Origin of the sequence: Pantoea alfalfae (assembly GCF_019880205.1) — a bacterium.
Taxonomy (GTDB): Bacteria; Pseudomonadota; Gammaproteobacteria; order Enterobacterales; family Enterobacteriaceae; genus Pantoea; species Pantoea alfalfae.
The window spans coordinates 1,372,354-1,396,677 of the sequence record NZ_CP082292.1 but is presented as its reverse complement, the minus strand read 5'-3'; the positions used below and the strand labels follow the sequence as shown (position 1 = coordinate 1,396,677).

At 55.2% G+C, this 24,324-nt stretch carries 21 protein-coding genes and 1 riboswitch; of the genes, 14 read left to right on the top strand and 7 right to left on the bottom strand.

Annotated elements, in window-relative coordinates; genetic code table 11:
- The first annotated feature begins 439 nt into the window (after window positions 1–439).
- The 5 genes from manD (at window position 440) to K6R05_RS06520 (ending at window position 6,342) form a co-directional block, all read left to right on the top strand.
- Entirely contained in the window at window positions 440–1,654 is a 1,215-nt protein-coding gene (gene manD, locus K6R05_RS06540) for a D-mannonate dehydratase ManD (protein ID WP_161732254.1), read from the top strand.
- 10 nt (window positions 1,655–1,664) lie between these two features.
- Window positions 1,665–2,675 carry a Zn-dependent oxidoreductase gene (locus K6R05_RS06535; RefSeq protein WP_222925229.1) on the top strand — a complete coding sequence of 337 codons (1,011 nt, stop codon included), beginning with the start codon at window positions 1,665–1,667 and terminating at the stop codon, window positions 2,673–2,675.
- Window positions 2,676–2,757: 82 nt separating this feature from the next.
- Window positions 2,758–4,041 (top strand): MFS transporter, encoded by a 1,284-nt coding sequence (locus K6R05_RS06530; protein WP_222925228.1) that lies wholly within the window; start codon window positions 2,758–2,760, stop codon window positions 4,039–4,041.
- 66 nt (window positions 4,042–4,107) lie between these two features.
- Entirely contained in the window at window positions 4,108–5,568 is a 1,461-nt protein-coding gene (locus tag K6R05_RS06525) for a mannitol dehydrogenase family protein (protein WP_222925227.1), read from the top strand.
- Between the two features lie 87 nt (window positions 5,569–5,655).
- The gene (locus K6R05_RS06520; protein ID WP_161732247.1) at window positions 5,656–6,342 is read left to right on the top strand and encodes a GntR family transcriptional regulator; all 687 of its coding nucleotides are present in this window, start codon (window positions 5,656–5,658) and stop codon (window positions 6,340–6,342) included.
- Between the two features lie 52 nt (window positions 6,343–6,394).
- Here K6R05_RS06520 and thiD read toward each other — a convergent pair whose 3' ends face one another.
- Together thiD and thiM are read right to left on the bottom strand one after the other, a co-directional pair.
- Window positions 6,395–7,195 (bottom strand): bifunctional hydroxymethylpyrimidine kinase/phosphomethylpyrimidine kinase, encoded by an 801-nt coding sequence (thiD, locus tag K6R05_RS06515; RefSeq protein WP_222925226.1) that lies wholly within the window; start codon window positions 7,193–7,195, stop codon window positions 6,395–6,397.
- Window positions 7,182–7,979, bottom strand: coding sequence for a hydroxyethylthiazole kinase (gene thiM, locus K6R05_RS06510; protein WP_161732243.1), 798 nt, complete (start codon window positions 7,977–7,979; stop codon window positions 7,182–7,184). The genes thiD and thiM overlap by 14 nt, the downstream gene beginning before the upstream one ends.
- A gap of 34 nt (window positions 7,980–8,013) precedes the next feature.
- Window positions 8,014–8,111, bottom strand: a riboswitch (TPP riboswitch).
- Window positions 8,112–8,409: 298 nt separating this feature from the next.
- Between thiM and K6R05_RS06505 the strand changes: the two genes are divergently transcribed.
- Complete coding sequence (locus K6R05_RS06505; protein WP_222925463.1) at window positions 8,410–8,607, top strand: hypothetical protein; 198 nt, start codon at window positions 8,410–8,412, stop codon at window positions 8,605–8,607.
- Window positions 8,608–8,704: 97 nt separating this feature from the next.
- On the top strand, window positions 8,705–9,664 hold the full coding sequence (locus tag K6R05_RS06500; protein ID WP_222925225.1) for an AEC family transporter: 960 nt from the start codon (window positions 8,705–8,707) through the stop codon (window positions 9,662–9,664).
- 61 nt (window positions 9,665–9,725) lie between these two features.
- Here the strand turns inward: K6R05_RS06500 and ahpF are convergent, their stop codons facing one another.
- Window positions 9,726–11,294 carry an alkyl hydroperoxide reductase subunit F gene (ahpF, locus tag K6R05_RS06495; protein WP_010248223.1) on the bottom strand — a complete coding sequence of 523 codons (1,569 nt, stop codon included), beginning with the start codon at window positions 11,292–11,294 and terminating at the stop codon, window positions 9,726–9,728.
- 71 nt (window positions 11,295–11,365) lie between these two features.
- On the bottom strand, window positions 11,366–11,929 hold the full coding sequence (gene ahpC, locus K6R05_RS06490) for an alkyl hydroperoxide reductase subunit C (protein ID WP_013358496.1): 564 nt from the start codon (window positions 11,927–11,929) through the stop codon (window positions 11,366–11,368).
- A gap of 234 nt (window positions 11,930–12,163) precedes the next feature.
- On the opposite strand from ahpC, the gene K6R05_RS06485 reads away from it, so the two are divergent.
- Entirely contained in the window at window positions 12,164–12,619 is a 456-nt protein-coding gene (locus tag K6R05_RS06485; RefSeq protein WP_161732239.1) for a GNAT family N-acetyltransferase, read from the top strand.
- Here K6R05_RS06485 and apbC read toward each other — a convergent pair.
- Entirely contained in the window at window positions 12,616–13,728 is a 1,113-nt protein-coding gene (gene apbC, locus K6R05_RS06480) for an iron-sulfur cluster carrier protein ApbC (protein ID WP_161732237.1), read from the bottom strand. The genes K6R05_RS06485 and apbC overlap by 4 nt on opposite strands.
- Window positions 13,729–13,904: 176 nt before the next feature.
- On the opposite strand from apbC, the gene metG reads away from it, so the two are divergent.
- The 6 genes from metG (at window position 13,905) to sanA (ending at window position 21,077) form a co-directional block, all read left to right on the top strand.
- Entirely contained in the window at window positions 13,905–15,938 is a 2,034-nt protein-coding gene (metG, locus tag K6R05_RS06475; RefSeq protein WP_222925224.1) for a methionine--tRNA ligase, read from the top strand.
- Window positions 15,939–16,166: 228 nt separating this feature from the next.
- Window positions 16,167–16,559 carry a CidA/LrgA family protein gene (locus K6R05_RS06470; RefSeq protein WP_222925223.1) on the top strand — a complete coding sequence of 131 codons (393 nt, stop codon included), beginning with the start codon at window positions 16,167–16,169 and terminating at the stop codon, window positions 16,557–16,559.
- On the top strand, window positions 16,552–17,244 hold the full coding sequence (locus K6R05_RS06465) for a CidB/LrgB family autolysis modulator (protein WP_222925222.1): 693 nt from the start codon (window positions 16,552–16,554) through the stop codon (window positions 17,242–17,244). Before K6R05_RS06470 ends, K6R05_RS06465 begins: the two co-directional genes overlap by 8 nt.
- Before the next feature lie 120 nt (window positions 17,245–17,364).
- Complete coding sequence (cdd, locus tag K6R05_RS06460; protein WP_161732229.1) at window positions 17,365–18,255, top strand: cytidine deaminase; 891 nt, start codon at window positions 17,365–17,367, stop codon at window positions 18,253–18,255.
- Window positions 18,256–18,524: 269 nt separating this feature from the next.
- Window positions 18,525–20,222 (top strand): NAD-dependent malic enzyme, encoded by a 1,698-nt coding sequence (locus tag K6R05_RS06455; RefSeq protein WP_222925221.1) that lies wholly within the window; start codon window positions 18,525–18,527, stop codon window positions 20,220–20,222.
- A 135-nt stretch (window positions 20,223–20,357) separates the two neighbouring features.
- A complete protein-coding gene (sanA, locus tag K6R05_RS06450) occupies window positions 20,358–21,077 on the top strand; it encodes an outer membrane permeability protein SanA (RefSeq protein WP_013358504.1) in 720 nt (239 codons plus the stop codon).
- Between the two features lie 638 nt (window positions 21,078–21,715).
- On the opposite strand, the gene mglC is transcribed toward sanA, so the two are convergent.
- Window positions 21,716–22,726 (bottom strand): galactose/methyl galactoside ABC transporter permease MglC, encoded by a 1,011-nt coding sequence (gene mglC, locus K6R05_RS06445; protein WP_161732226.1) that lies wholly within the window; start codon window positions 22,724–22,726, stop codon window positions 21,716–21,718.
- Between the two features lie 19 nt (window positions 22,727–22,745).
- Complete coding sequence (gene mglA, locus K6R05_RS06440) at window positions 22,746–24,266, bottom strand: galactose/methyl galactoside ABC transporter ATP-binding protein MglA (RefSeq protein WP_161732224.1); 1,521 nt, start codon at window positions 24,264–24,266, stop codon at window positions 22,746–22,748.
- Between the last annotated feature and the right edge of the window lie 58 nt (window positions 24,267–24,324).

The following is a 24,324-nucleotide window of genomic DNA, read 5'->3' as shown; positions in this document are numbered from 1 at the left end:
GCGAAAGCCCCTTCAGATTACTGACAAACTCACAGCTGTACGAATTTAGCAGCAACGCATTAGCTTAAAGCGTAGGGAACACGGGCAGAGGAGGAAAGCGTCCCGCGTCAGGGACGACGCGGGACGAGCATGCCAGGGATGGCGGCTTTTGCGACTTTCCGATCTGACTGTGTTCCCTTCGTCGGCTGGGTCTTACAGCCAGCAGGGGCAGACGCTGTCAATAACCTTAAGAGGGCGAAAGCCCCTTTTTCACGCTGGCCGCCCGTCGTTTTACTACCACGCCGCCCTTTTTGTCGCCAAATAATACGCCAGTTCATTACCCCATTTCGTCCCAGAAAACAGTCTGTGACTGGCTTCACAACTCTGCCAGACTAACTTGTATGGTAGTATTAAAGCGCGTACTTTTTCGTCATTGAACGCTGACTGAAAGGCAACCAGGATGAAAATTGTTAAGGCGGAAGTATTTGTAACCTGCGCAGGCAGAAACTTTGTCACGCTCAAAATCACCACCGATGAGGGTCTGACCGGCGTGGGTGATGCCACGCTGAATGGCCGCGAGCTGCCGGTCGCCTCCTACCTGAAAGATCATGTCTGCCCGCAGCTGATTGGCCGCGATGCGCATCAGATCGAAGACATCTGGCAATATTTCTACAAGGGCGCTTACTGGCGTCGTGGCCCGGTCACCATGTCCGCTATCTCGGCCGTCGATATGGCACTGTGGGATATCAAAGGCAAAGCCGCCAATATGCCGGTGTATCAGTTGCTGGGTGGCGCATCACGCACCGGCGTGATGGTCTATTGCCACACCACCGGCCACTCCATTGATGAAGTGATGGATGACTACGCGAAGCACAAAGAGCTGGGCTTTAAAGCGATCCGCGCGCAGTGCGGCGTCCCGGGCATGAAAACCACCTACGGCATGGCGAAAGGCAAAGGTCTGGCCTATGAGCCTGCAACTAAAGGTAACTGGCCCGAAGAGCAGCTCTGGTCAACCGAGAAATACCTCGATTTCACCCCGAAACTGTTCGCCGCCATCCGTGACAAGTTTGGTTTCGATGAGCACTTGCTGCATGACATGCATCATCGCCTGACGCCAATCGAAGCGGCGCGTTTTGGCAAGAGCGTGGAAGATTATCGCCTGTTCTGGATGGAAGATCCGACGCCTGCTGAGAATCAGGAGTGCTTCCGCCTGATCCGCCAGCATACCGTCACGCCGATTGCCGTGGGGGAAGTGTTCAACAGCATCTGGGATTGTAAGCAGCTGATTGAAGAACAGCTGATCGACTACATCCGCACCACCATTACGCATGCGGGCGGCATTACCGGTATGCGGCGTATCGCTGATTTTGCCTCGCTCTATCAGGTACGCACCGGCTCGCACGGTCCTTCTGATCTCTCCCCTATCTGCATGGCGGCTGCACTGCACTTTGACCTCTGGGTGCCGAACTTCGGTGTGCAGGAGTACATGGGCTTCTCCGAACAGATGATGGAGCTGTTTGAGGCTAACTGGACCTTTGACCAGGGCTACATGCATCCAGGCGACAAACCCGGTCTCGGCATTGAATTCAACGAGAAACTGGCGTCGAAATATCCCTATGAACCTGCCTATCTCCCGGTTGCCCGTCTTGAAGATGGCACCCTGTGGAACTGGTGAGGAGAAGCTGATGAAAAGCGTTGTTATTGAACAGCCGGGTGAACTGGTGGTGGCTGAACGTCCACGGCCACAACCCGCGGCGGGCGAAGTCCGTATTAAAGTGGCCTATGCCAGCATCTGCGGATCGGACGTGCATATCTGGCACGGTCATAACCCGTTCGCCAAATATCCGCGAGTGATTGGTCACGAGTTTTTTGGCGTGATTGACGCGGTGGGCGACGGTGTTGATCCGGCCCGGCTGGGCGACCGCGTGGCGGTGGATCCGGTGGTGAGCTGCGGCAGCTGTTATCCCTGCTCGGTAGGCCGTCCCAATGTCTGCACCACACTGCAGGTGATTGGCGTGCACCGTGATGGCGGCTTCAGCGAGTTTGCGCTGGCTCCGGCGAAAAATGCCTTTTCCCTGCCGGACAGCATCCCCGATCGGCTCGCCAGTCTGATTGAGCCTTTCACTATTGCCGCCAATATCACCGCGTTTCTCAAGCCACAGCCAGACGATGTGGCGCTGATTTACGGCGCCGGTCCGATGGGGCTTACTGCGATTCAGGTGCTGAAGGGCGTCTATAAGGTTAAAAAGGTGATGGTGGTGGATCGCCTGCCGGAAAGGCTGGCACTTGCAGAACAGAGCGGTGCCGATCAACTGTTCGATAACAGCGAAATCCCGCTGGCGGCACAACTTGAGGGCGTGCAGCCTACGCTGATTATCGACGCGGCGTGCCATCCCACCATTCTGGCTGAAGCAGCTGCCCTCGCCTCACCCGCCGCGCGCATCGGTCTGCTGGGCTTCTCCGGCGAGCCGTGCAGCATTACTCAGCAGAGCCTGACCAGTAAGGAGCTGTCGCTGTTTACCTCACGTCTTAACAGCAATCGTTTCCCACAGGTGATCGAATGGATGGAAAAAGGGTTAATCCAGCCAGAGAAGCTGGTCACTCACTACTTTCCGCTGCATGAAATTGAACGCGCGATGACCCTGTTCGAAAAAGATCCGCGCACCTGCTGCAAAGTCATACTTCAGATGGGTTAATTATCCGCTGAACACCAGGTCTCCTCAGCCGGTGCGTACCCGCCGGCATGACTATAAAGATAAAACAGATCACGGAGTTTGTATGTTCAAGAATCTGCGCTGGACCCTCGTTTTGCTGCTGTTCCTGGTTTACATGATTAACTACCTCGATCGTGTCGCCCTGTCGCTGACCGTACCGCTGGTAGAGAAAGATCTGGCGATTAATGCTGAGCAGTTTGGCATGATCTTCGGCAGCTTTTTCTTTGGCTATGCCCTGTTTAACTTCCTTGGCGGGCTTGCCACTGACCGCTATGGTCCAAAAATCGTACTGGCCGTGGCAGTGGGTGCCTGGTCCATTTTCTGCGGCATGACCGCGCTGGCCACTGGCTTCTGGTCTCTGCTGATCCTGCGTGTGCTGTTCGGCATGGCTGAAGGCCCGATCTGCTCTTCGGCTAACAAAGCAATTAATGGCTGGTTCCCGAAGAAACAGGCCGCCACGGCGATGGGTTTACTCAGTGCCGGGTCACCTTTAGGTGGCGCAGTCGCCGGCCCGATCATTGGTTATCTGGCCCTGGCCTATGGCTGGCGTCCGGCCTTTGTGATCGTCTGCTGTATCGGTCTGGTATGGATGGCGTTCTGGCTCTTCTTTGCCGCTGATAATCCGGCGAAGAGCAAACTGGTCACCGAAAAAGAGCGTCAGCTGATCGATCGCCTGAAAGCCACCAGCCCGAATGATGAGGTTGACCTGTCAGAAACGTCACATCCGTTTGGCTACTACCTGCGCCAGCCGATTATCCTGGTCACGGCATTTGCCTTCTTCTGCTATAACTACATCCTGTTCTTCTTCCTGAGCTGGTTCCCGGCCTACCTTGTGCAGGCGCACGGCCTGGATATCAAATCAATGAGCATCACCACCATGATCCCGTGGATCGTCGGTTTCGTTGGCCTGGCACTGGGTGGGTGGATCTCCGATAAGATCTTTAACATCACCGGCAAGCTGTTGTTGTCCCGCAAAATTGTGCTGGTGGTCTCACTGCTGGCCGCCGCAATTTGTGTGGCGCTGGCGGGTACGATAAAAGATGTGGTGCCTGCGGTAATTATGATGTCTGTGTCGATTTTCTTCCTCTACATCACCGGCGCGATCTACTGGGCGATTATTCAGGATGTGGTGCACAAAAGTCGTATCGGCAGCATCAGCGGCTTTATCCATCTGGTGGGGAGCCTTTCCGGCATCATCGGGCCGATCGTCACCGGCTTTATTGTTCAGCATACCGGTAAATTCGATAGCGCCTTTGTGCTGGCGGGTTGTGTCGCCGCGCTGGGGGCTTTCCTGGTGCTGTTTGTGATTCGCAGTCCGAAACCTGAGGATAAACCGGTTTCGGTCTGAGTGTTGTTCCGCTAACAGAACGATGTTTTGGGGCGCTTTGCGCCCCGTTTGCCATAAGGACGGACTATGTTACAGATTGATTGCCTCCCCGCTGAGGTCCGGCGCCCCGCTTATGACCGCAGCCAGTTAAAAACCCGCATGGTGCATATCGGTTTTGGTGCTTTTCATCGCGCTCATCAGGCACTTTGCAGCGACAGGCTGGCTGAACAGGGTAGCGACTGGGGATACTGCGAAGTGAACCTCAACAGCGGCGCGCTGATTCAGGCTCTGCGTGAGCAGCATCTGCTCTATACCCTCACCGAGATGGCTGATGATTCCCTGCATACCCGGGTAATTGGCGTTATTACCCAGGCGCTGCACGGTAAAAGTGACGGTATTGAGGCGGTGATTAACGCCATGAGTCAGCCTGAAGTGGCGATTGTCTCCATGACCGTCACTGAAAAAGGCTACTGTCATCAGCCCGCCAGTGGCAATTTAAATCCCGATCATCCCGATATCGTCCATGACCTGCAGCATCCGGATGCGCCGCGCTCGCTGCCAGGTCTGATTCTGGCCGCGATCCGCCGCCGCCGTGACCAGGGGCTACCTGCCTTCAGCGTGATGTCCTGTGACAACATGCCGGAAAATGGTCATGTCACCCGCAACGTGATTGTGCAACTGGCGCGGCAGCAGGATCCGGCGCTGGCAGAGTACATTCAGCAGCACATTACCTTCCCCTCAACCATGGTCGATCGCATCGTTCCGGCGATGACCGATGCGGCGTTTGCGGCCCTGAGCGCGCGCCTGGGTTCCAGCGACCCGGTTGCGGTTGAAGCGGAACCCTTCTTCCAGTGGGTGATTGAAGATAACTTCGTCAATGGTCGTCCGGCGTGGGAAAACGCGGGCGCAGAACTGGTCAGTGACGTTCTGCCCTATGAAGAGATGAAACTGCGCATGCTGAATGGCAGCCACTCTTTCCTGGCCTATCTCGGCTTCCTTGCCGGTTATGAATACATCAGCGACTGCATGGCCGATCACCATTTCCGCGCCGCCGCCCGTTCACTGATGATCGATGAGCAGGCTCCTACTTTGCGCACTCAGGGCGTGGATCTCAACGCCTATGCCGATTCACTGATTGCGCGTTATGAAAATCGCGCCATTAAACATCGCACCGGACAGATTGCCACTGACGGCACACAGAAACTGCCACAGCGTATGCTCGATAGCCTGCGCTGGCACCTGCAGCGCGGTAGTGACTGCGACCTGCTGCTGCTGGGCGTAGCGGGCTGGATGCGCTATGTCGGCGGCGTCGATGAACAGGGTCAGCCGATCGACATCCGCGATCCGCTGGAAGCGCAGCTCGCAGAGTGCGTTGCCACCAGTGAAGAAGGTGAGTCTCGCGTGCGGGCATTGCTCGCCATCCGCGAAGTATTCGGCGAGGATCTGGCGCAGAATAGCGACGTGGTTGCCCGACTGACTGTCTGGTATCAGCAACTCACCACCCAGGGCGCGCGTGCCACAGTGCATCAGTGTCTCAACCGCGGCTAAAAGCGCTGGCGCAGACGCAGTGCGCTGATTAGACTGACACTTTCCCATCGCGCTGGCCCCGGCCAGCCGTAATATGGATATTGCTGCATGTCGATCGCCTATACCATTACTACCAGCGAACCGGTAAATCAGCAGATTTACCGTTATCTGCGCAAAGATATTGTTACCTGCGCAATTCAGCCAGGTTCGCTGCTCTCTGAAAAAGAGGTCTCAGCACGCTTCAACGTCTCACGCCAGCCGGTGCGTGAAGCGTTCATAAAGCTGGCTGAAGCCGGACTGGTACAGGTATTGCCGCAGCGCGGCACCTTCGTGCGCAAAATCTCCGCTAAACGTGTCGCGGATGGCCGGTTTATCCGTGAGGCGGTGGAAGTGTCGGTAGTGCGGCGGGCAGCGGTGGAGATTGACGATCCCGCCCTGATGGCACTGGAACATAATCTGCAGCTGCAGCGCATGGCCGCTGAGCGGCATGACAGCCAGGCTTTCCTCACTCTGGACGATGAGTTTCATCGCCTGATCGCTGAAAGCATTGACTGCAAGCTCGCCTGGGAGACGGTGGAAAACATAAAAGCGGCTATGGACAGGGTGCGGTTTCTGACGCTGAGTGAAGTCTCACCACCGGAGAGGCTGATTGAGCAGCATGAAGAGATTTTTGCCGCGCTGAAGCGCCATGACGCCGATGCCGCCGAAGCGGCGATGCGTCGTCACCTGCAGGAGATGATCTTCTCAATCACCCCGATTGCCGAGCGTAACAGCGCCTGGTTTGAAGCGCCCTGAAACGGAAACTGCCCGCACCGCCTGATTACCAGGTCGATGCGGACCTTCGCCGTCACCACCACTGATGAAAATGGTGCACCGGTCCGATGCCGTTCCCGACCTCCAGCGAATCCGCCTGTAACAGCGCCTGCTGCAACCAGTTTTTCGCTTCCTCAATCGTCTCTGCCCAGTCAGTATGGCGCGGACGTAACGCGGCTAAGGCGGCCGACAGCGTGCAGCCGGTGCCATGGGTATGACGGGTATGCACGCGTGGCGTGCTGAATCGCTGTTCCGCTGAGTGAGTAATCAGCCAGTCCGGACTCTCCGACGCCGCCAGATGACCGCCCTTCATCAGCACGGCCTGACAGCCGAGTGCCAGCAAGGCCCGCCCCTGCTCGCGCATCTCTGCCTCATTGGTGGCGATAGCGCAATCCAGCAACGCCGCCGCTTCCGGCAGATTTGGCGTGATCAGCGACACCTGCGGTAATAACTGCTCCCGTACGCTGGCCACGGCGTCTGGCGAAAGCAGCGCATCACCACTTTTCGCGACCATGACCGTATCCAGCACGACAAACGGGATCTCAGCACGCCTCAGCCGGGCTGCAACCTGTTCCACAATGGCCGTTTCAGACAGCATGCCGATTTTTGCGCTGTCGATACGCACATCATCCAGTACCGAATCGAGCTGGGCGGCAACAAAGTCAGGCGCAATGCGATAAACCGACTGCACGCCCTGGGTGTTTTGTGCCACCAGCGCGGTAATCACACTGGTGCCGTAGGCACCCAGAGCTGAGAAGGTTTTCAGATCGGCCTGGATGCCCGCGCCGCCACTGGGATCGGTACCGGCAATCGTCAGAGCATTAATGCGCTTCATGCTCTACCTCCAGCGTCCAGAGTGCATCAATAAACGCCGTGACAAAGCTGCCGGGTCCGGCTGCCTGCGCCGCTGCCTTTTCACCCGACAGGGCCATTATCTGACAGGCCGCCGCCACGTTCATCAGCCGATCGCCTGGCAGAGCAGTGAATCCCGCCACTACAGCAGAAAGTGCGCAGCCGGTTCCGACCACGCGCGTCATTAACGGGCTTCCACCGGTTATGGCAAGGAGTCGCCGGCCGTCGGTGGCGTAGTCCACTTCACCGGTGACGACCACAAGCGTGCTCCAGGTTTCCGCGAGCTGTTGGGCCGCATTGAGTGCTGCATCCGCCTGATGCAGCGTGTCGACACCGCGCCCGCCGCCGGCCTGTTGTGCCAGCGCCAGAATCTCTGACGCATTTCCCCGAATCACCGCCGGTTGCTGGCTGAGCAGTTGCTGACAGAAGTCGCTGCGCAGCGTCAGCGCGCCGACGGCAACCGGATCGAGTGTCCAGGGGGTGCCCGCCTGATTAGCCGCGATAACGGCAGCCTGCATCGCCTGCTGGCGCTCGCGGGTTAACGTGCCCACGTTAATCAGCAACGCATCGGCAAAGCGGCCGAACTGTGCCGCTTCGTCAGCATCGATCACCATTGCCGGTGAGGCATTGAGCGCGAGTAACACATTGGCAGTGAAGTTCTGGACCACGTCATTGGTCATGCAGTGCACCAGCGGTGACTGACGGCGGAAAGTGTGCAGAACGGGCGCGAAGTGCGCAGCAGAAAGGTGTTGAGATTGATGTGTCATCGTAGCTCCCAACCGGCGAACAAGAAGGCGAATGCGGTCAGGCATCAGACTTCCCTACGCTGGCATTATCCAGATCAGGTAATACGGGTATTTCTCAGCCTTCATTTAAGAAGGGCACCCCGAGTCGTGTTACGGCTTGCAGCATAGGCAAGCCGTACTGTTAAAGCAAGCCTGGAAAATAATCGGAACTGAAACAATTCACATGATCCCGATCAACTCTCAGCAGTACAAAAAAAGGCTTAATGCTGCGGGCTATCGGAATACCTCTTTATAAGTAGAAGTGTTTATTACCCTGATGAGTAATATTTCCCGCAGTGAATCTGGTGACCCCATAATAACTAACCTGCTCGCAGCATTATCGTAAAAAACACGTTATTTCATGGAGTTAAAAAACTTCTGAAGCGGAACTTCATACTATTCAGGACGTATGATGCGATTTTTAGCGCTTATTCCACACCGTCATCGATGGCAGGAGATTAATATTGAACGCAAGGGTGCCGTGGCACCCAATGGCAGACAGTACCTCTCCACCTATCTTTCCGCCCGCTGCACAGGCTGTGGCGAAATTATTCACCGGGTCTATTATCGGGATATCAGTGACAGACAGGCACGCCGCTGGTTAGGTTAGTGTCCGGGCAACGGTCATTCCAGACACAGTTCAAGTTAACAGTTAGTTAGTAATTTGTTAGTCTGGTAACTAATGATCGCCTGACCAGACTCTCTCTATGCCACTGCTGTTTGAAAGCTTAAGCCATCAAATTTATCTGTCAGCCCCGCTGTTTATCCTGATCCTGCTGGGATACTGTCTGACGCGCCTCGGAAAATGGCCCGCCAGCATCAGCGAAGGGATGAACCGCTTTGTATTTAACGTCGCACTGCCCTGCATGCTGTTTCGGGTGATGAGCACCTTCTCGCAAAGTCCGCCGGTGGATGCGCGCCTGTTGCTGGCCTTCTTCGGCAGTTGCCTGCTGGTGTTTATCGTGGGGCGACTGCTGGCAACAAGGCTGTTCAATCTGGATGGCGTAGCGGCGTCGGTTTTTGCGCTGGGCGGCATCTTTTCCAATAACGTGATGCTGGGGATCCCGGTGGCCACAGTACTGCTGGGGCCAGAAGCCCTGCCCCCGGTGGCGCTGGTTCTGGTATTTAACAGCCTGATCCTCTGGACCTTACTCACCGTTTCGGTCGAATGGGCGAAACAGGGCAGCTTCTCGCTGGAAGGCGTGTGGCGCACCCTGATTGGGGTAGTAAAGAATCCACTCATCATCGGCATTCTCAGCGGGACGGCCTGGAGTTTTCTGCAGCGTCCTTTGCCGATGCTGGCCGCAGAACCGTTAAAGATGCTGGCTTCACTGGCCGCGCCCCTGTCGCTGGTGACGCTGGGCATGAGCCTGGCGCATTATCGGGTGCGGGAAGGACTTAAAGAGAGCTATACCCTCTGCCTGCTGAAGCTGGTGCTGCAGCCGATGACGGTATGGGCTATCGCGTGGCTGACCGATTTGCCACCGCTGGAGAGTAAAGTGGTGGTACTGCTGGGATCGATGGCAGTCGGGGTTAACGTCTATCTGATGTCGCAGAAGTTCAATGTCATTACCGGCCCGGCGGCGGCGAGTATGCTGTTTTCAACGGTATTTGCGGCGGTGACGACGCCGATATGGATGATGCTGATGACACTGGCGGGCTATTAACAGGCTAAAAAAAAGCCCCTCAGCAGGCGTGCTGAAGGGCTATTGTCTGGTTAACTAAATGTTATTCAGCCGATTTGGTACGAATCAGATAGTCAAACGCGCTCAGTGAGGCTTTAGCACCTTCACCACTGGCGATGATGATCTGTTTGTACGGCACGGTGGTGCAGTCGCCCGCAGCAAACACGCCCTTCAGGCTGGTTTCGCATTTACCATCGATGATGATCTCACCCATTTTGTTGCGCTCAACCGCGCCTTCCAGCCACGGGGTGTTCGGCAGCAGACCGATCTGAACGAAGATACCGGAGAGCGGCAGCTCGTGGGTGGTCTGCGTCGTACGGTCGATATAGTGCAGGCCGGTCACTTTGGTGCCGTCGCCTTTCACTTCAGTGGTCTGCGCGTTCAGGATCACATCAACGTTCTTCAGGCTGCGCAGCTTATCCTGCAGCACCTGATCGGCGCGCATCTCACCGGCAAACTCCAGCAGCGTAACGTGTTCAACGATACCGGCCAGATCGATGGCCGCTTCCACGCCGGAGTTACCGCCGCCGATCACCGCTGTGCGTTTGCCTTTGAACAGCGGACCATCGCAGTGTGGGCAGTAGGTCACGCCTTTGGTGCGATACTCTTCTTCACCCGGCACGCCCATGTTACGCCAGCGTGCGCCGGTCGCCAGGATGATGCTGCGGGATTTCAATACTGCGCCGGAGGCGGTTTCGATGGCGTGCATTCCGCCCTCTTTCGCTGCCGGGATCAGTTTGATGGCGCTCTGGCTTTCAATGACGTCCACGTTGTAATCATCCACGTGTGCGCGCAGTGAACCGGCCAGTTTTGCCCCTTCGGTTTTCGGTACGGAGATATAGTTTTCGATATCGACCGTGTCAAGCACCTGGCCGCCAAAACGCTCACCCAGCAGGCCGGTACGGATGCCTTTACGTGCTGAGTAGATGGCTGCCGCTGCGCCCGCCGGACCACTGCCGATAATCAGGACTTCATACGCGTCACGCTTGTTCAGCTCTTCTGCCGCACGTTTATCCGCATTGGTATCCACTTTGCTGACGATTTCCGCCAGGCTCATGCGACCCTGACCAAACTCTTTACCATTGAGGTAAACCGCTGGCACGCCCATCACGTTACGTTCCTGAATCTCGTTCTGGAACAGGCCACCGTCGATAGCGGTGTGGCTGATGCGCGGATTAATCACCGCCATAAGGTTCAGCGCCTGTACGACGTCAGGGCAGTTATGGCATGAGAGTGAATAGTAAGTTTCGAAATGGAAGTCACTGTCCAGCGCCGCGATCTGATCCAGCAGGCTCTGTGCTTCTTTCGACGGATGCCCACCGGTCTGTAACAGCGCCAGCACCAGTGAGGTAAATTCGTGACCCAGTGGGGAACCGGCAAAACGCGGGCCGCTGTTCGAACCTGGGTTAGTGATCAGAAATGAGGGCTTACGCACCTGACGATCGTTCTCTTCGCGGAAGCTGACTTTGTCAGACAGGCCGGCGATATCAACCAACAGTTCACGAATCTCGGTTGATTTTGCACCCTCATCCAGGGTGGCGATCAACTCAACAGGTTTGGTTAATTTCTCAAGGTAAGCCTTGAGCTGCGTCTTCAAATTTGTGTCGAGCATAGTGATATCCTGGTCAAAAAATCGGGTGCCGCAGCACCCGATTGGAGAATGGTCGAAAGGGCGAAGCGGAATTAGATTTTGCCAACCAGGTCCAGAGACGGAGCCAGAGTTGCATCACCTTCTTTCCATTTAGCCGGGCACACTTCACCTGGGTGAGAAGCCACGTACTGAGCCGCTTTCACTTTGCGCAGCAGGTCAGAGGCGTCACGGCCAATGCCTTCAGCAGTGATTTCGATGGCCTGGATAACGCCTTCCGGGTCAACGATGAACGTACCGCGGTCAGCCAGACCTTCGTCTTCACGCATGATTTCGAAGTTACGGGTCAGCGCGCCAGTCGGGTCACCAATCATCGCGTACTGAATTTTCGCGATGGTGTCTGAAGAACCGTGCCAGGCTTTGTGGGTAAAGTGGGTGTCGGTAGAAACGGAGTAGATATCTACGCCCAGTTTCTGGAATTCTTCGTAGTGGTCAGCCACGTCGCCCAGTTCGGTCGGGCAGACGAAGGTGAAGTCAGCTGGATAGAAGAAGAACACACTCCATTTACCTTCAACGTCTTTCTCGGTTACGTCGATGAATTCGCCGTTTTTGAATGCTGCGTTTTTGAACGGCTTGATTTTGGTATTGATAATAGACATCTGTGGCCTCCGTTAAAATATGTGATGCAGGTTACATAATTTTCGGGCCAACATCTAATACGCGGTCGTTATCAATCTGATAAACGAAAGCTATCAAACGCTGAAAGCCTGATGCTCTCTGGCCCGGCAGGCAGTGTACAGCGATTTTCGTGACATTTAACCCGCTTTATCTTTTCGCCTGTCTTCGCGAATCACTGCTAGCTTTGTAAGACCGGATTATAAGGGAGCTGACCTGTGGAGATTCGTCCGTTTACGGAAGCCGATCGTCCTTTCCTGCGCACGCTGTTTCTGGCGGCGCGACGACACAACTGGCGCTGGCTTGACGGCAGCGAGTGGCAGCTGGAAGATTTTGATGGCGTGATTCTGGGCGAAACCGTGCTGGTCGCGGAAGCAGAGGGGCAGCGTGTCGGATTTGCCGGGCTGCTGGAGAACGACAACTTCCTGCACAGTCTTTATGTCGATCCTGACTGGCAGGGACGCGGCGTGGGCAGCGCTTTACTGGAAGCAGTCGAAGCGCGCTTTACCTCAACCGGCGCGCTGAAGTGCCTGCAGAAGAACAAAGCGGCACAGGCGTTTTACCTGAAACACGGCTGGAAAATGATTTCACAGGGCGAAGGTGAGCACGGCGGCTACGTGTTGATGCATTACCCGCTGGCCTCACACTATGCCAGCGGGTCGGGTCGGGCTTAAAGCGCGCGGAAGGCGATGTCGCCGGGGATGACTTCGCCCTGCCAGTAAAGCTGAGCCGCAACGCGTCCGGCCAGCTGGCGATAGAGCGCGGTAAATTCGCTGTCGGGACGACGAATCACCGTCGGTTCACCTTCATCAAGATCTTCGCGCAGGTCAATGTGCAGCGGCAGCTGGGCCAGCAGCTGTGTCTGGTAATCCTCCACCAGTTTCTGCGCGCCGCCGGTGCCAAAGATGGGCTCGTGGAAGCCACACTGACTGCAGATATGCAGGCTCATGTTTTCCACCACGCCGAGCACCGGCACATTGACCTTTTCAAACATCACCAGCCCTTTGCGGGCATCAATCAGGGCGATGTCCTGCGGTGTCGTCACCACCAGCGCACCGGTGACCGGCACGTTCTGCGCCAGCGTCAGCTGAATGTCGCCGGTGCCGGGCGGCATATCCAGCACCAGATAATCCAGCTCCGGCCACAGCGTTTCGTTGAGCAGTTGCATCAGCGCTTTGCTGGCCATCGGCCCGCGCCACACCATCGCATTGTCATCCGTGACCAGATAACCAATGGAGTTGGTGGCCAGCCCGTGCGCCATGATCGGTGCCATATGGGTGCCATCCGGCGAGGTTGGCCGTTGATCCTGAGTGCCGAGCATGTTCGGCACAGACGGGCCGTAGATATCGGCGTCCAGAATCCCGACCCGCGCGCCTTCTGCTGCCAGCGCAAGCGCCATGTTTACGGCGGTGCTGGATTTTCCCACGCCGCCTTTGCCGGAGCTGACCGCAATAATGTTTTTGACGCCGTTAACGCCCGGCTGGTTTTTTACCCGCTTCAGGGTGGCAATATCATGGCTGAGCCGCCAGTCGATGGCGCGTGCGCCGGTCTGGCGCAGCAGTTCGGCGCTGACCTGCTCTTTCAGGTCGTCGAATCCGCTGGCCCAGGCAAACGGCATCACCAGTTCCACATGCAGCGTTCCATCCAGCTGCGCCACATGGTGCAATGCCTTCAGGGCGGTGAGATTCTGCTTAAGGGTCGGATGCTCAAAGCTTCTCAATACGCCTGCCACGATGGCGCGCAGGCCTTCTGGCGTATGCGGTTCCCGGGATTGTACTGTCATCCCCTGCTCCTTATTTCTGCTGTGCTTACGCTGTGTTTCAGCGATGTATTGTCAATGATATCAGATGCTCGTGGATCTGCGGCGACTGGCAGGGTGAATCCCTTGTGTTTACGCAGGTGAAGCCTTCAGTTACCATCTAAGCCCGTTTTTTCAATCAACAGAAAGCTACGCAAACTATGACTCAAGTCGCTAAAAAAATTCTGGTAACGTGCGCACTGCCTTACGCGAACGGATCAATCCATCTCGGCCACATGCTCGAGCATATCCAGGCAGACATTTGGGTGCGTTATCAGCGAATGCGTGGCAATCAGGTTTATTTCATCTGCGCCGATGATGCGCACGGCACGCCGATCATGCTGAAAGCTCAGCAGTTGGGCATTGCACCGGAGCAGATGATTGCAGAGATGAAAAGCGAGCATGAAGCCGACTTTGCCGGTTTTAATGTCAGCTATGACAACTATCATTCGACCCACGGCGACGAGAACCGTGAGCTTTCAGCGCTGATTTACGGCCGTCTGAAAGAGAACGGTTTTATTAAAAACCGCACCATCTCCCAGCTCTACGATCCGGAAAAAGGGATGTTCCTGCCGGACCGTTTTGTGAAAGGCACCTGCCCGAAATGTAAATCACCTGATCAGTATGGCGACAACTGTGAAGTCTGCAGCGCGACCTACAGCCCGACCGAGCTGATCGATCCGAAATCGGTGGTATCCGGTGCGACGCCAGTCCTGCGCGACTCCGAGCACTTCTTCTTTGATCTGCCGTCCTTCAGCGCCATGCTGCAGGCCTGGACCCGCTCCGGTGCGCTGCAGGATCAGGTGGCGAACAAAATGCAGGAGTGGTTTGAATCGGGCCTGCAGCAGTGGGATATCTCCCGCGATGCGCCTTATTTCGGCTTTGAAATCCCGGACGCGCCAGGCAAATATTTCTACGTCTGGCTGGATGCGCCTATCGGTTACATGGGCTCGTTCAAGAACCTGTGCGACAAGCGTGGCGACATCGACTTCGACGAATTCTGGCGTAAAGACTCGACGACCGAGCTGTATCACTTCATCGGTAAAGATATCGTCTACTTCCACAGCCTGTTCTGGCCAGCGATGCTGGAAGGCAGTCACTTCCGCAAGCCAAACAACCTGTTTGTACACGGCTATGTCACCGTCAACGGTGCCAAGATGTCGAAGTCGCGCGGCACATTTATTAAAGCCAGCACCTGGCTGCAGCATCTGGATGCCGACAGCCTTCGTTACTACTACGCGGCGAAACTCTCTTCACGCATTGACGATATCGACCTGAATCTGGAAGATTTCGTCCAGCGCGTGAATGCTGACATCGTTAACAAAGTGGTTAACCTGGCGTCACGTAACGCGGGCTTCATTACCAAACGCTTTGACGGCAAACTGGCGGCAGACCTGGCCGATCCGGCGCTCTATCAGACCTTCGTGGATGCGTCAGAGAAGATTGGTGACGCCTGGGCGGGTCGTGAATACAGCCGTGCTATCCGTGAAATCATGGCGCTGGCTGACCTGGCGAACCGTTATGTCGATGAGCAGGCTCCGTGGGTGGTGGCGAAGCAGGAAGGCCGTGATGCCGATCTGCAGGCAATCTGCTCCATGGGCATTAACCTGTTCCGCATTCTGATGACCTGGCTGAAGCCGGTACTGCCGTCACTGAGCGCCCGCGCAGAAGGCTTCCTGAACTGTGAACTGAGCTGGGATGCCATCGCGCAGCCGCTGCTGGATCATCAGGTCGCACCGTTCAAAGCGCTCTACAGCCGCATTGAAATGGCGAAAGTCGAAGGACTGATTGAGGCTTCGAAAGAGGATGCCGCTGCGGCCAGTGCATCGCCCGCCACGGGCCCGCTGGCCGATGCACCGATCGGTGAAACCATTACCATTGATGATTTCGCCAAAGTGGATATGCGCGTCGCGCTGATTGAGCAGGCGGAACTGGTGGAAGGTTCGGACAAGCTGCTGCGTCTGCAACTCGACCTGGGCGGTGAGAAGCGTCAGATCTTCTCAGGTATTCGTGCCGCCTATCCTGATCCCGCCGTGCTGGTCGGTAAAATGACCATTATTGTGGCTAACCTCGCCCCGCGTAAAATGCGTTTTGGTATCTCTGAAGGCATGGTGTTGTCAGCGGGCCCGGGCGGCAAAGATCTGTTCGTGCTCTCCGTCGACAGCGGTGCTGTGCCGGGTATGCCGGTTAAGTAATCGCCTGCCGACGCTTAACAGGTTAAGCGAAGTGCCGTCCTCAACCCTTCGCGCCGTATCACTGGCGCGAAGGGTTATTTTTCCCCCTTTGCATTCTCACCGCTACTACCCCGCTTCCTTCTGCTGAAACGCTTTGCCCGTTGCTGCTACTCTGCGGCATAAATGTGATCGCTAGCACGCTAAGCGGTTAATGCGTATGATGAAGCTCAGTGAAAACAGGAGCCTGCCATGCTCACCGTGCTGTCTGTCTGCGGACGTTATCTTCGCGCCTTTATCATCATTTATCTCTGCTTATACGCTGGCATCGGCATCGCTTCGCTGCTGCCCATTAAACTGCCAGGCAGCATCCTGGGAATGTTAATTCTGTTCGGCCTGCTGGCGTCGCAGATCCTGCCGGTCAGCTGGGTAAAACCGGGCTGCCATCTGCTGATTCGCTACATGGCGCTGCTGTTTGTGCCAATCAGCGTCGGAGTGATGAGTTACACCGATATACTCACCGCCCAGTTTGGCCCGATTGTTGTTTCCTGTGTTGTCAGTACCTTCCTGGTACTCTCCATTGTCGGCGTCAGCGCCCACCGGCTTCACAGCCGCCGTCCTGCCGGAGAGTCAGCCGATGAGTGACATGTGGTGGTCACTGCCACTGACGCTGGCAGCCTTTTTTCTGGCGCGCAAGCTGGCGATACGACTGAAAATCTCGCTGCTTAATCCGCTACTGGTCGCCATGGGGATGATTATCCCGATACTGCTGCTGTTGCAGCTTCCTTACTCGCGCTATTTCGCCGGCAGCCAGATTCTTAATCAGCTGCTGCAACCGGCTGTGGTCGCGCTGGCACTGCCGCTGTATGAGCAGATGCATCAGATTCGTGCCCGCTGGAAATCGATTATTGGCGTCTGCTTTATCGGCAGCCTGACCGCCATGATCTCAGGCACCGCTATTGCCCTGTGGATGGGTGCCACACCTGAAATTGCCGCCACCATCGTACCTAAATCCGTGACCACGCCCATCGCGATGGCCGTCTCCGGTTCGCTGCACGGCATTCCCGCCATCAGCGCCATCTGCGTGCTGATTGCCGGAGTACTGGGTGCGGTATTCGGACACACGCTGCTGAATCTGCTGGGCGTAAAATCGAAAGCGGCGCGCGGACTGGCAATTGGCAATGCATCGCATGCGCTGGGCACGGCGCGTGCCGCGGAACTGGACTATCAGGAAGGAGCATTCAGCTCACTGGCGCTGGTGATCTGCGGCATCATCACCTCTCTGCTGGCACCGTTTATTTTTCCGCTGCTGATGCACTGGTTTGGCTGAAAGTTTGCGAGAGATCTCGCAAAGTTGAAACATGCAACACATGTTACATTGTCAGAGCGATGTGGATCACATATAAACCGGTGACTGGCACATCGCCCTGCTGAATTTAATGAGGCTCACATGCATTCCCGTTTCCTCTCTGCTTTTGAGGCATTGCCGTCAACGCTGCAAACTGCACTTGCTCCCCTGTTGAACGATCCTGACTTTCATGCGGTGATCAGCGCCGACCAGGTCACCTCACTGCAACAACAGACACAAATGGAGGCCGATGCGCTGGCGCTGGCGCTGCTGCCCCTCGCGGCCTCCTGTGCCGTTGCTACCGTGTCGCATTTTAACGTTGGGGCGATAGCCCGCGGCGTCAGCGGCAACTGGTACTTCGGGGCTAACATGGAATTTGTCGGCACGCCCATGCAGCAGACCGTCCATGCTGAGCAGAGCGCTATTACCCATGCGTGGCTGCGCGGCGAGCGCCAGCTTGAGACCATCACCGTTAACTACACGCCGTGCGGTCACTGCCGTCAGTTCATGAACGAGCTGAACAGCGGCACCAACATTCGCATCAGCCTGCCACAACGCGCAATCAGCACCCTGGCCGATTATCTGCCGGATGCCTTTGGCCCGCGCGATCTGGACATTACGACCTTCCTGATGGACGAGGTGGACCACGGCTATGTGGCCGAAGGCGATGAACTGGTGCAGGCTGCGGTTGCCGCTGCCAATGCCAGCCACGCGCCTTACAGCCAGTCCCACGCGGGTGTTGCGCTGCTGACCACGGATGGCGCGATTGTCGCCGGTCGCTATGCCGAAAATGCCGCGTTTAACCCGAGCTTCCCGCCGCTTCAGGCGGCACTGGTCTTGCTGAACATGCAGGGCGGCGATGTTCGTCAGATAAAAAAAGCGGTACTGGCCGAAGTGGAAAATGCCACGTTAAGCCAGTTTGCCGCCACGCAGGCGACGCTTGAGACATTTGGTTGCGGTGAGCTGCTGCAGGTAACGCTGTACAAAGCATAACCCGCTGTCAGAGAAGCCACAGTTTTGTGAGCTTTTGTGAACAAACGCTGTACTTCTGCGGGAAATTTCATAGGATCTGGCGCCAGAATTCACGCAATTACAAATTACTCTGAATAATTCAGGTTGCAGGATAGCAGCACGGTCGTGAATGTTTCCGCAGCGGTTACCCTGCCGCTGCCTGACCTGCAGTCTGAGCTATAACGGGTGAGAAAACTGGCGCTACCTTTCCGGCGTGACGCCAGACAACACTGCAACCGGAGCATTACCGCATGGAACTCGACTACGAAAGTAAACGCCCGCTGTATATCCCTTATGCTGGCCCGATTTTGCTGGAATTTCCCCTGCTGAATAAAGGCAGCGCCTTTAGCATCGAAGAACGTAATGAATTCAACCTCAACGGTTTGCTGCCAGAAGCAGTGGAATCGATTGAAGAGCAGGCGCAGCGTGCCTGGCGTCAGTTCCAGGACTTCAAAAATAATAACGATAAGCATGTCTACCTGCGTAATATCCAGGACACCAACGAAACGCTGTTCTATCGCCTGCTGGATAATCATCTTGAAGAGATGATGCCGATTATCTACACCCCGACTGTGGGCGCAGCCTGCGAACACTTCTCTGAGATCTACCGTCGTGCGCGTGGCGTGTTCATCTCCTACCCTAACCGTGACCGCATCGAAGATATGCTGCAAAACGCCACCAAGCAGAATGTGAAGGTGATTGTAGTGACCGATGGCGAGCGCATCCTGGGCCTCGGCGATCAGGGCATCGGCGGCATGGGTATCCCGATTGGTAAGCTTTCACTCTATACCGCCTGTGGTGGCATCAGTCCGGCTTACACCTTGCCGGTGGTACTGGATGTCGGCACCAATAACCAGCAGTTGCTGAACGATCCGCTCTATATGGGCTGGCGTCATCCGCGCATTACCGGCGAAGAGTACGACGAGTTCGTCAATGAATTTATCCAGGCCGTTAAACGCCGCTGGCCGAAAGTTCTGCTGCAGTTTGAAGATTTCGCCCAGAAGAACGCCATGCCGCTGCTGAACCGCTATCGCGATGAGGTCTGCTGCTTTAACGACGATATTCAGGGCACTGCAGCCGTTACGGTAGGTACGTTGATTGCCGCCAGCCGCGCAGCCGGTAGCCGCCTGTGCGAGCAGAAAGTGGTGTTCCTGGGTGCCGGTTCCGCGGGTTGTGGTATCGCTGAACAGATCATCGCGCAGATGAAATCAGAAGGCCTGAGCGACGAGGAAGCACGTGGCCGGGTGATGATGGTCGATCGCTTTGGTCTGCTGACGGACAAGCTGCCTAACCTGCTCGATTTCCAGAGCAAGCTGGTGCAGAAGAGCGAAAACCTGCAGCAGTGGGATGTCACCAATGATTCCATCTCGCTGCTGGACGTGGTGCGCAATGCGCAGCCCGATATTCTGATTGGTGTCTCTGGCCAGCCGGGCCTGTTCACCGAAGAGATCATCCGCGAGATGCACAAGCACTGTAAGCGCCCTATTGTGATGCCACTGTCGAACCCGACATCACGCGTGGAAGCGACGCCAGCCGATATCATCGCCTGGACTGACGGTGCCGCGCTGGTCGCAACCGGCAGCCCGTTCTCGCCGGTGAGCTGGAACGGTAAAACCTATCCGATTGCGCAGTGCAACAACTCCTACATCTTCCCGGGCATTGGTCTGGGTGTGATTGCTTCGGGTGCCAGCCGCGTTACCGATACCATGCTGATGACCGCCAGCCGCGCGCTCGCTGACTGTTCTCCGCTGGTGAATGAAGGTGAAGGCCCGGTACTGCCTGAGATTAAAGATATCCAGGGCGTGTCGAAAATCATAGCGATGGAAGTGGGTAAAGCTGCTCAACTGGCGGGTGTCGCCGTGGTGACCTCTGAAGATGTGTTGTCACAGGCTATCGCCAACAACTTCTGGCTGCCGCAGTATCGTCACTATCGTCGTACCTCGATTTAACCTTCCCACTGCCGGATCGCCTCTGGTCCGGCAGTGTTCAAAAAACGTACAGCCAGCCGGCAGTCACTTGCTTCGCTGCGGCTGCTCAAGTAGCCTTGTCCCATCTCACTATTTTGACATCGAGTCTCCAGGCGCATGCTGAAACGCGTTCTCATTGGTCTGCTTTTCATCATCTTACTGATGGTGGCAACGGCGCTCGGCCTTGATCGCTGGATCAGCTGGAAAACTGCGCCTTTTATATACGAAAATGTCGCTTCATTGCCGCATCGTCAGGTAGGTGTGGTCCTGGGGACAGCGAAATATTATCGTACAGGCGTGATCAATCAGTATTACCTCTATCGTATGCAGGGCGCACTTAATGCCTATAACAGTGGCAAAGTGAATTATCTGCTGCTGAGCGGTGACAACGCGCTGCAAAGCTATAATGAGCCGATGACGATGCGCCGCGATCTTATCAAAGCCGGTGTCGATCCGGCTGATATCGTGCTCGATTATGCCGGGTTCCGGACGCTGGATTCGATTGTGCGCACCCGCAAAGTGTTTGATACCAATGATTTCATTATTATCACGCAGCGCTTCCACTGTGAGCGCGCGCTGTTTATCGCCCTGCAGCTGGGCATTCAGGCCCAGTGCTATGCGGTGCCCTCACCGAAAAACATGCTGAGCGTGCGCTTCCGTGAGGTCGGTGCCCGGCTGGGTGCACTGGCGGACCTCTTCCTGCTTAAGCGTGAACCCCGTTTCTTAGGCCCGCTGGTGCCGATTCCTGCCGTACACGATGTTCCTGAAGACGCGCAGAGTTATCCGGCGGTGACGCCGGAGCAGCTGCTGGAGCTGGAACAGAAACTGCGGAAATAGCTCACGCGCTGCGACTTCTTTATGCTGGTTATTGCTGTGCCGAGGTCTGGCAGTAACGTGCAGGGCTCAGGGAGCTGACGGTAATATGCTGGCTCAGGGAGCATACGTTTAGTCGCCATCTGTTACTATGCAGCGATCATTAAGCTGATTAATTACATGACTACGGTAGATAATTCAGTGCTACTTCCCCTCTGAAAGCCGACTTAGACTGCTGAGAAATCTGAAGAGGGTGAATCTTATAACAATGAATAAGCTCAACGCGCAGGGAACACGGTCAGAAGAGGAAAGCGTCCCACGCCAGGGATGGCGTGGGCCGAGCATGTCATGGATGACGGCTTTTGCGACTTTCCGATCTGACCGTGTTCCCTACGCATACTCGATCTCACAGCAACGACCCCAGCACTCTCCCCTATAAAAAGCGTTCTGCGGAGGAATGACACGGGCAGATCATTTACTGGCCTTAGCGTCTTTCCGATCTGACCGTGTTCCCTTCGCAGACTCGATCTCACAGCGACAATGCCTGCACTCCACCCACAATGCCTGCACTCCAGCGACAATGCCCGTACTCCAGCAACAATGCCTGCGCTCCCATAATAAAAAAGCGACCCGAAGGTCGCTTTTTTAGCGTTGAATAAGACTTACTTCTTACGAGAATATTTCAGGGAATCCAGCGCCACGGCGAAGATAATGATGCCGCCCTTAATGATGTACTGCCAGTAAGGGTTCACGCCGATATAGGTCAGACCGTAGTTGATAACGGTGAAGATCAGCACACCGGTGACGACACCCGCCACACTACCCACACCACCGGCGAAGGAAACGCCGCCGACCACACAGGCCGCAATCGCATCCAGCTCATACATAAAGCCAAGGTTGTTGGTGGCAGAACCGATACGACCCGCCTCCAGCATCCCGCCAAAGGCGTAGAACACACCTGACAGAGCATAAATCATGATCAGGTTCAAAGGCACGTTCACGCCTGACACTTTCGCCGCTTCCGGGTTACCGCCGATAGCAAAAATGTTTTTGCCGAAGCGGGTTTTGTTCCACAGAATCCAGACGAAAATAATGGCAATCACAGCGTAGAACGTGATGAACGAGAGTTTAAAATCACCAAAGCGTAAGAAACCCTGAGCAAATTTCGAGAACCCTGCGTCAAAGCCAGCAATCGGTGAGGCACCCACAAAGTCGTAATAGAGTGAGTTGATACCGTAAACGATAATCATGGTGCCCAGCGTGGTGATAAATGGCGTTACCTTCAGGTAAGCAATAATCACACCATTCACCAGACCAATTACACCGCCAATGATGCACACCGTCAGGATAACCAGTGGAATCGGCACGGTATCCAGCGTCGGGAAGACTTTGTTCGCGTTATCCATCGCCTGCAACAGCGTTGCGGCAACGACCGCCGCTAAGCCAACCTGACGTCCGGCTGACAGGTCAGTACCCTGGGTCACAATCAGACCCGCCACACCCAGTGCAATAATAATGCGCACCGAAGATTGGGTCAGAATATTACTCAGGTTCATCAAACTTAAAAATGTCGGATCCTGGAAAATAATAATAGCCAGCAATACCAGCAGAACGACATAAATGCCGCCCTCTTTTAACCAGGTTAGCGCATTCTTTTTTGTAGTCGCTTTCATGTTAACAGCCCTTGCTTCATTAAAGGTGTAATGACGCTAAACGCAATATTTCGTTCTGCGTGGTCGTTTTGGTATCAACTATGCCTGCTACCAGACCATTACTCATTACCAGAATACGATCGGTAATGCCTAACAGCTCCGGCATTTCGGATGAGATAATAATGATGCCCTTTTCTCTTTTCGCCAGTTCAGCAATCAGCTGGTAAATTTCGAATTTCGCACCAACATCAATACCGCGTGTTGGTTCATCAAGCATCAGGATTTCAGGCTGGGTCAATAACCAGCGGCCAATAATCACTTTTTGCTGGTTACCGCCCGAAAGCGAACCAATTTGTGTATGATGCCCTGGGGTTTTAACACGCATTGAATCGATAACCCATTGGGTATCACTCTTCATGCGTTTATTATCCAGCAGTCCCATACTGTTTTTATATTTTTTAATATTGGAAATAAGCGAGTTAAAACCAATATCCAGGTAAGCATAAATACCAGTCGAACGACGCTCTTCAGTCACCAGCGCGAAACCGTGGTTAATGGCTTCATTGGCGCTGTGATTATTAATCGGTTTGCCATGCAGTTTAATGGTGCCGCCCGATTTTTCGCGAATGCCAAACAGCGTTTCGACGATATCGGTACGTTTGGCGCCCACCAGCCCGGCAATGCCGAGTATCTCCCCTTTACGCAAATCAAATGAGATATCGCGAATAGACGGCTGACGCAGTGACGTCAGGTTGCGAACTTCAAGAATTGTCTCGCCTGGCACGTTGGTACGGTCAGGGAAACGCTGGTTCAGTGAACGGCCGACCATCATGGCGATGATCTTATCCATATCCAGCCCGTCCAGCGGCTGAGAGGTGATCCACTGACCATCACGCAGAATCGTGATCTCATCACACAACTGGAAAATCTCTTCCATCTTGTGCGAAATATAAACAATGCCACAGCCGCGATCTTTCAGCTTACGAATAATCGTGAACAGGTGATTCACCTCTTTCTCGGTTAACGAGGAAGTCGGCTCATCCATAATCACTATTTTCGCGTCGTAGGAGAACGCTTTAGCAATTTCAATCATCTGCATCTGTGACACAGAAAGATTGGCAACTTTGTCGCGTGGATCGATATCGATATCCAGCTCGTCAAAAATCGCCTTAGTGTCCTGGTACATCTTATCCTGATCGACAAAGAAGCCTTTGCGCGGATAACGCCCCAGCCACATGTTATCCATCACGGTACGCTGAAGAACCAGGTTTAATTCCTGATGCACCATCGACACGCCATTTTCCAGCGCTTCTTTGGAGCTTTTATAGTCGATCTCTTTACCCTGAAACAGGATACTGCCGGTATCTTTTTTATAAATACCAAACAGGCATTTTAATAAGGTGGATTTCCCGGCACCGTTCTCGCCCATTAATGCATGAACAGAGTGAGGCCGCACTTTCAAATTCACATTATCTAACGCTTTAACGCCGGGAAATGATTTTGAAACATTCGTCATTTCCAGCAAATATTCTCGCTGCGCGGTCGTGTTATCACTGGCCATATTTTACCTGGCTAAAAAACGGTGGTGACATAAAAAAGGCGCGACAGCTGTCGCGCCC

Bases quoted from the DNA above. Each gene is read 5' to 3' on its own strand.
- K6R05_RS06530 (WP_222925228.1), top strand. From the start codon at position 2,758: ATGTTCAAGAATCTGCGCTGGACCCTCGTTTTGCTGCTGTTCCTGGTT.
- mglA (WP_161732224.1), bottom strand. From the start codon at position 24,266: ATGGCCAGTGATAACACGACCGCGCAGCGAGAATATTTGCTGGAAATG.
- K6R05_RS06505 (WP_222925463.1), top strand. From the start codon at position 8,410: ATGCGATTTTTAGCGCTTATTCCACACCGTCATCGATGGCAGGAGATT.
- K6R05_RS06465 (WP_222925222.1), top strand. From the start codon at position 16,552: ATGAGTGACATGTGGTGGTCACTGCCACTGACGCTGGCAGCCTTTTTT.
- apbC (WP_161732237.1), bottom strand. From the start codon at position 13,728: ATGACAGTACAATCCCGGGAACCGCATACGCCAGAAGGCCTGCGCGCC.
- manD (WP_161732254.1), top strand. From the start codon at position 440: ATGAAAATTGTTAAGGCGGAAGTATTTGTAACCTGCGCAGGCAGAAAC.
- thiD (WP_222925226.1), bottom strand. From the start codon at position 7,195: ATGAAGCGCATTAATGCTCTGACGATTGCCGGTACCGATCCCAGTGGC.
- K6R05_RS06520 (WP_161732247.1), top strand. From the start codon at position 5,656: ATGTCGATCGCCTATACCATTACTACCAGCGAACCGGTAAATCAGCAG.
- K6R05_RS06500 (WP_222925225.1), top strand. From the start codon at position 8,705: ATGCCACTGCTGTTTGAAAGCTTAAGCCATCAAATTTATCTGTCAGCC.
- metG (WP_222925224.1), top strand. From the start codon at position 13,905: ATGACTCAAGTCGCTAAAAAAATTCTGGTAACGTGCGCACTGCCTTAC.
- K6R05_RS06535 (WP_222925229.1), top strand. From the start codon at position 1,665: ATGAAAAGCGTTGTTATTGAACAGCCGGGTGAACTGGTGGTGGCTGAA.
- thiM (WP_161732243.1), bottom strand. From the start codon at position 7,979: ATGACACATCAATCTCAACACCTTTCTGCTGCGCACTTCGCGCCCGTT.
- K6R05_RS06525 (WP_222925227.1), top strand. From the start codon at position 4,108: ATGTTACAGATTGATTGCCTCCCCGCTGAGGTCCGGCGCCCCGCTTAT.
- cdd (WP_161732229.1), top strand. From the start codon at position 17,365: ATGCATTCCCGTTTCCTCTCTGCTTTTGAGGCATTGCCGTCAACGCTG.
- ahpC (WP_013358496.1), bottom strand. From the start codon at position 11,929: ATGTCTATTATCAATACCAAAATCAAGCCGTTCAAAAACGCAGCATTC.
- mglC (WP_161732226.1), bottom strand. From the start codon at position 22,726: ATGAAAGCGACTACAAAAAAGAATGCGCTAACCTGGTTAAAAGAGGGC.
- K6R05_RS06455 (WP_222925221.1), top strand. From the start codon at position 18,525: ATGGAACTCGACTACGAAAGTAAACGCCCGCTGTATATCCCTTATGCT.
- K6R05_RS06470 (WP_222925223.1), top strand. From the start codon at position 16,167: ATGCTCACCGTGCTGTCTGTCTGCGGACGTTATCTTCGCGCCTTTATC.
- sanA (WP_013358504.1), top strand. From the start codon at position 20,358: ATGCTGAAACGCGTTCTCATTGGTCTGCTTTTCATCATCTTACTGATG.
- ahpF (WP_010248223.1), bottom strand. From the start codon at position 11,294: ATGCTCGACACAAATTTGAAGACGCAGCTCAAGGCTTACCTTGAGAAA.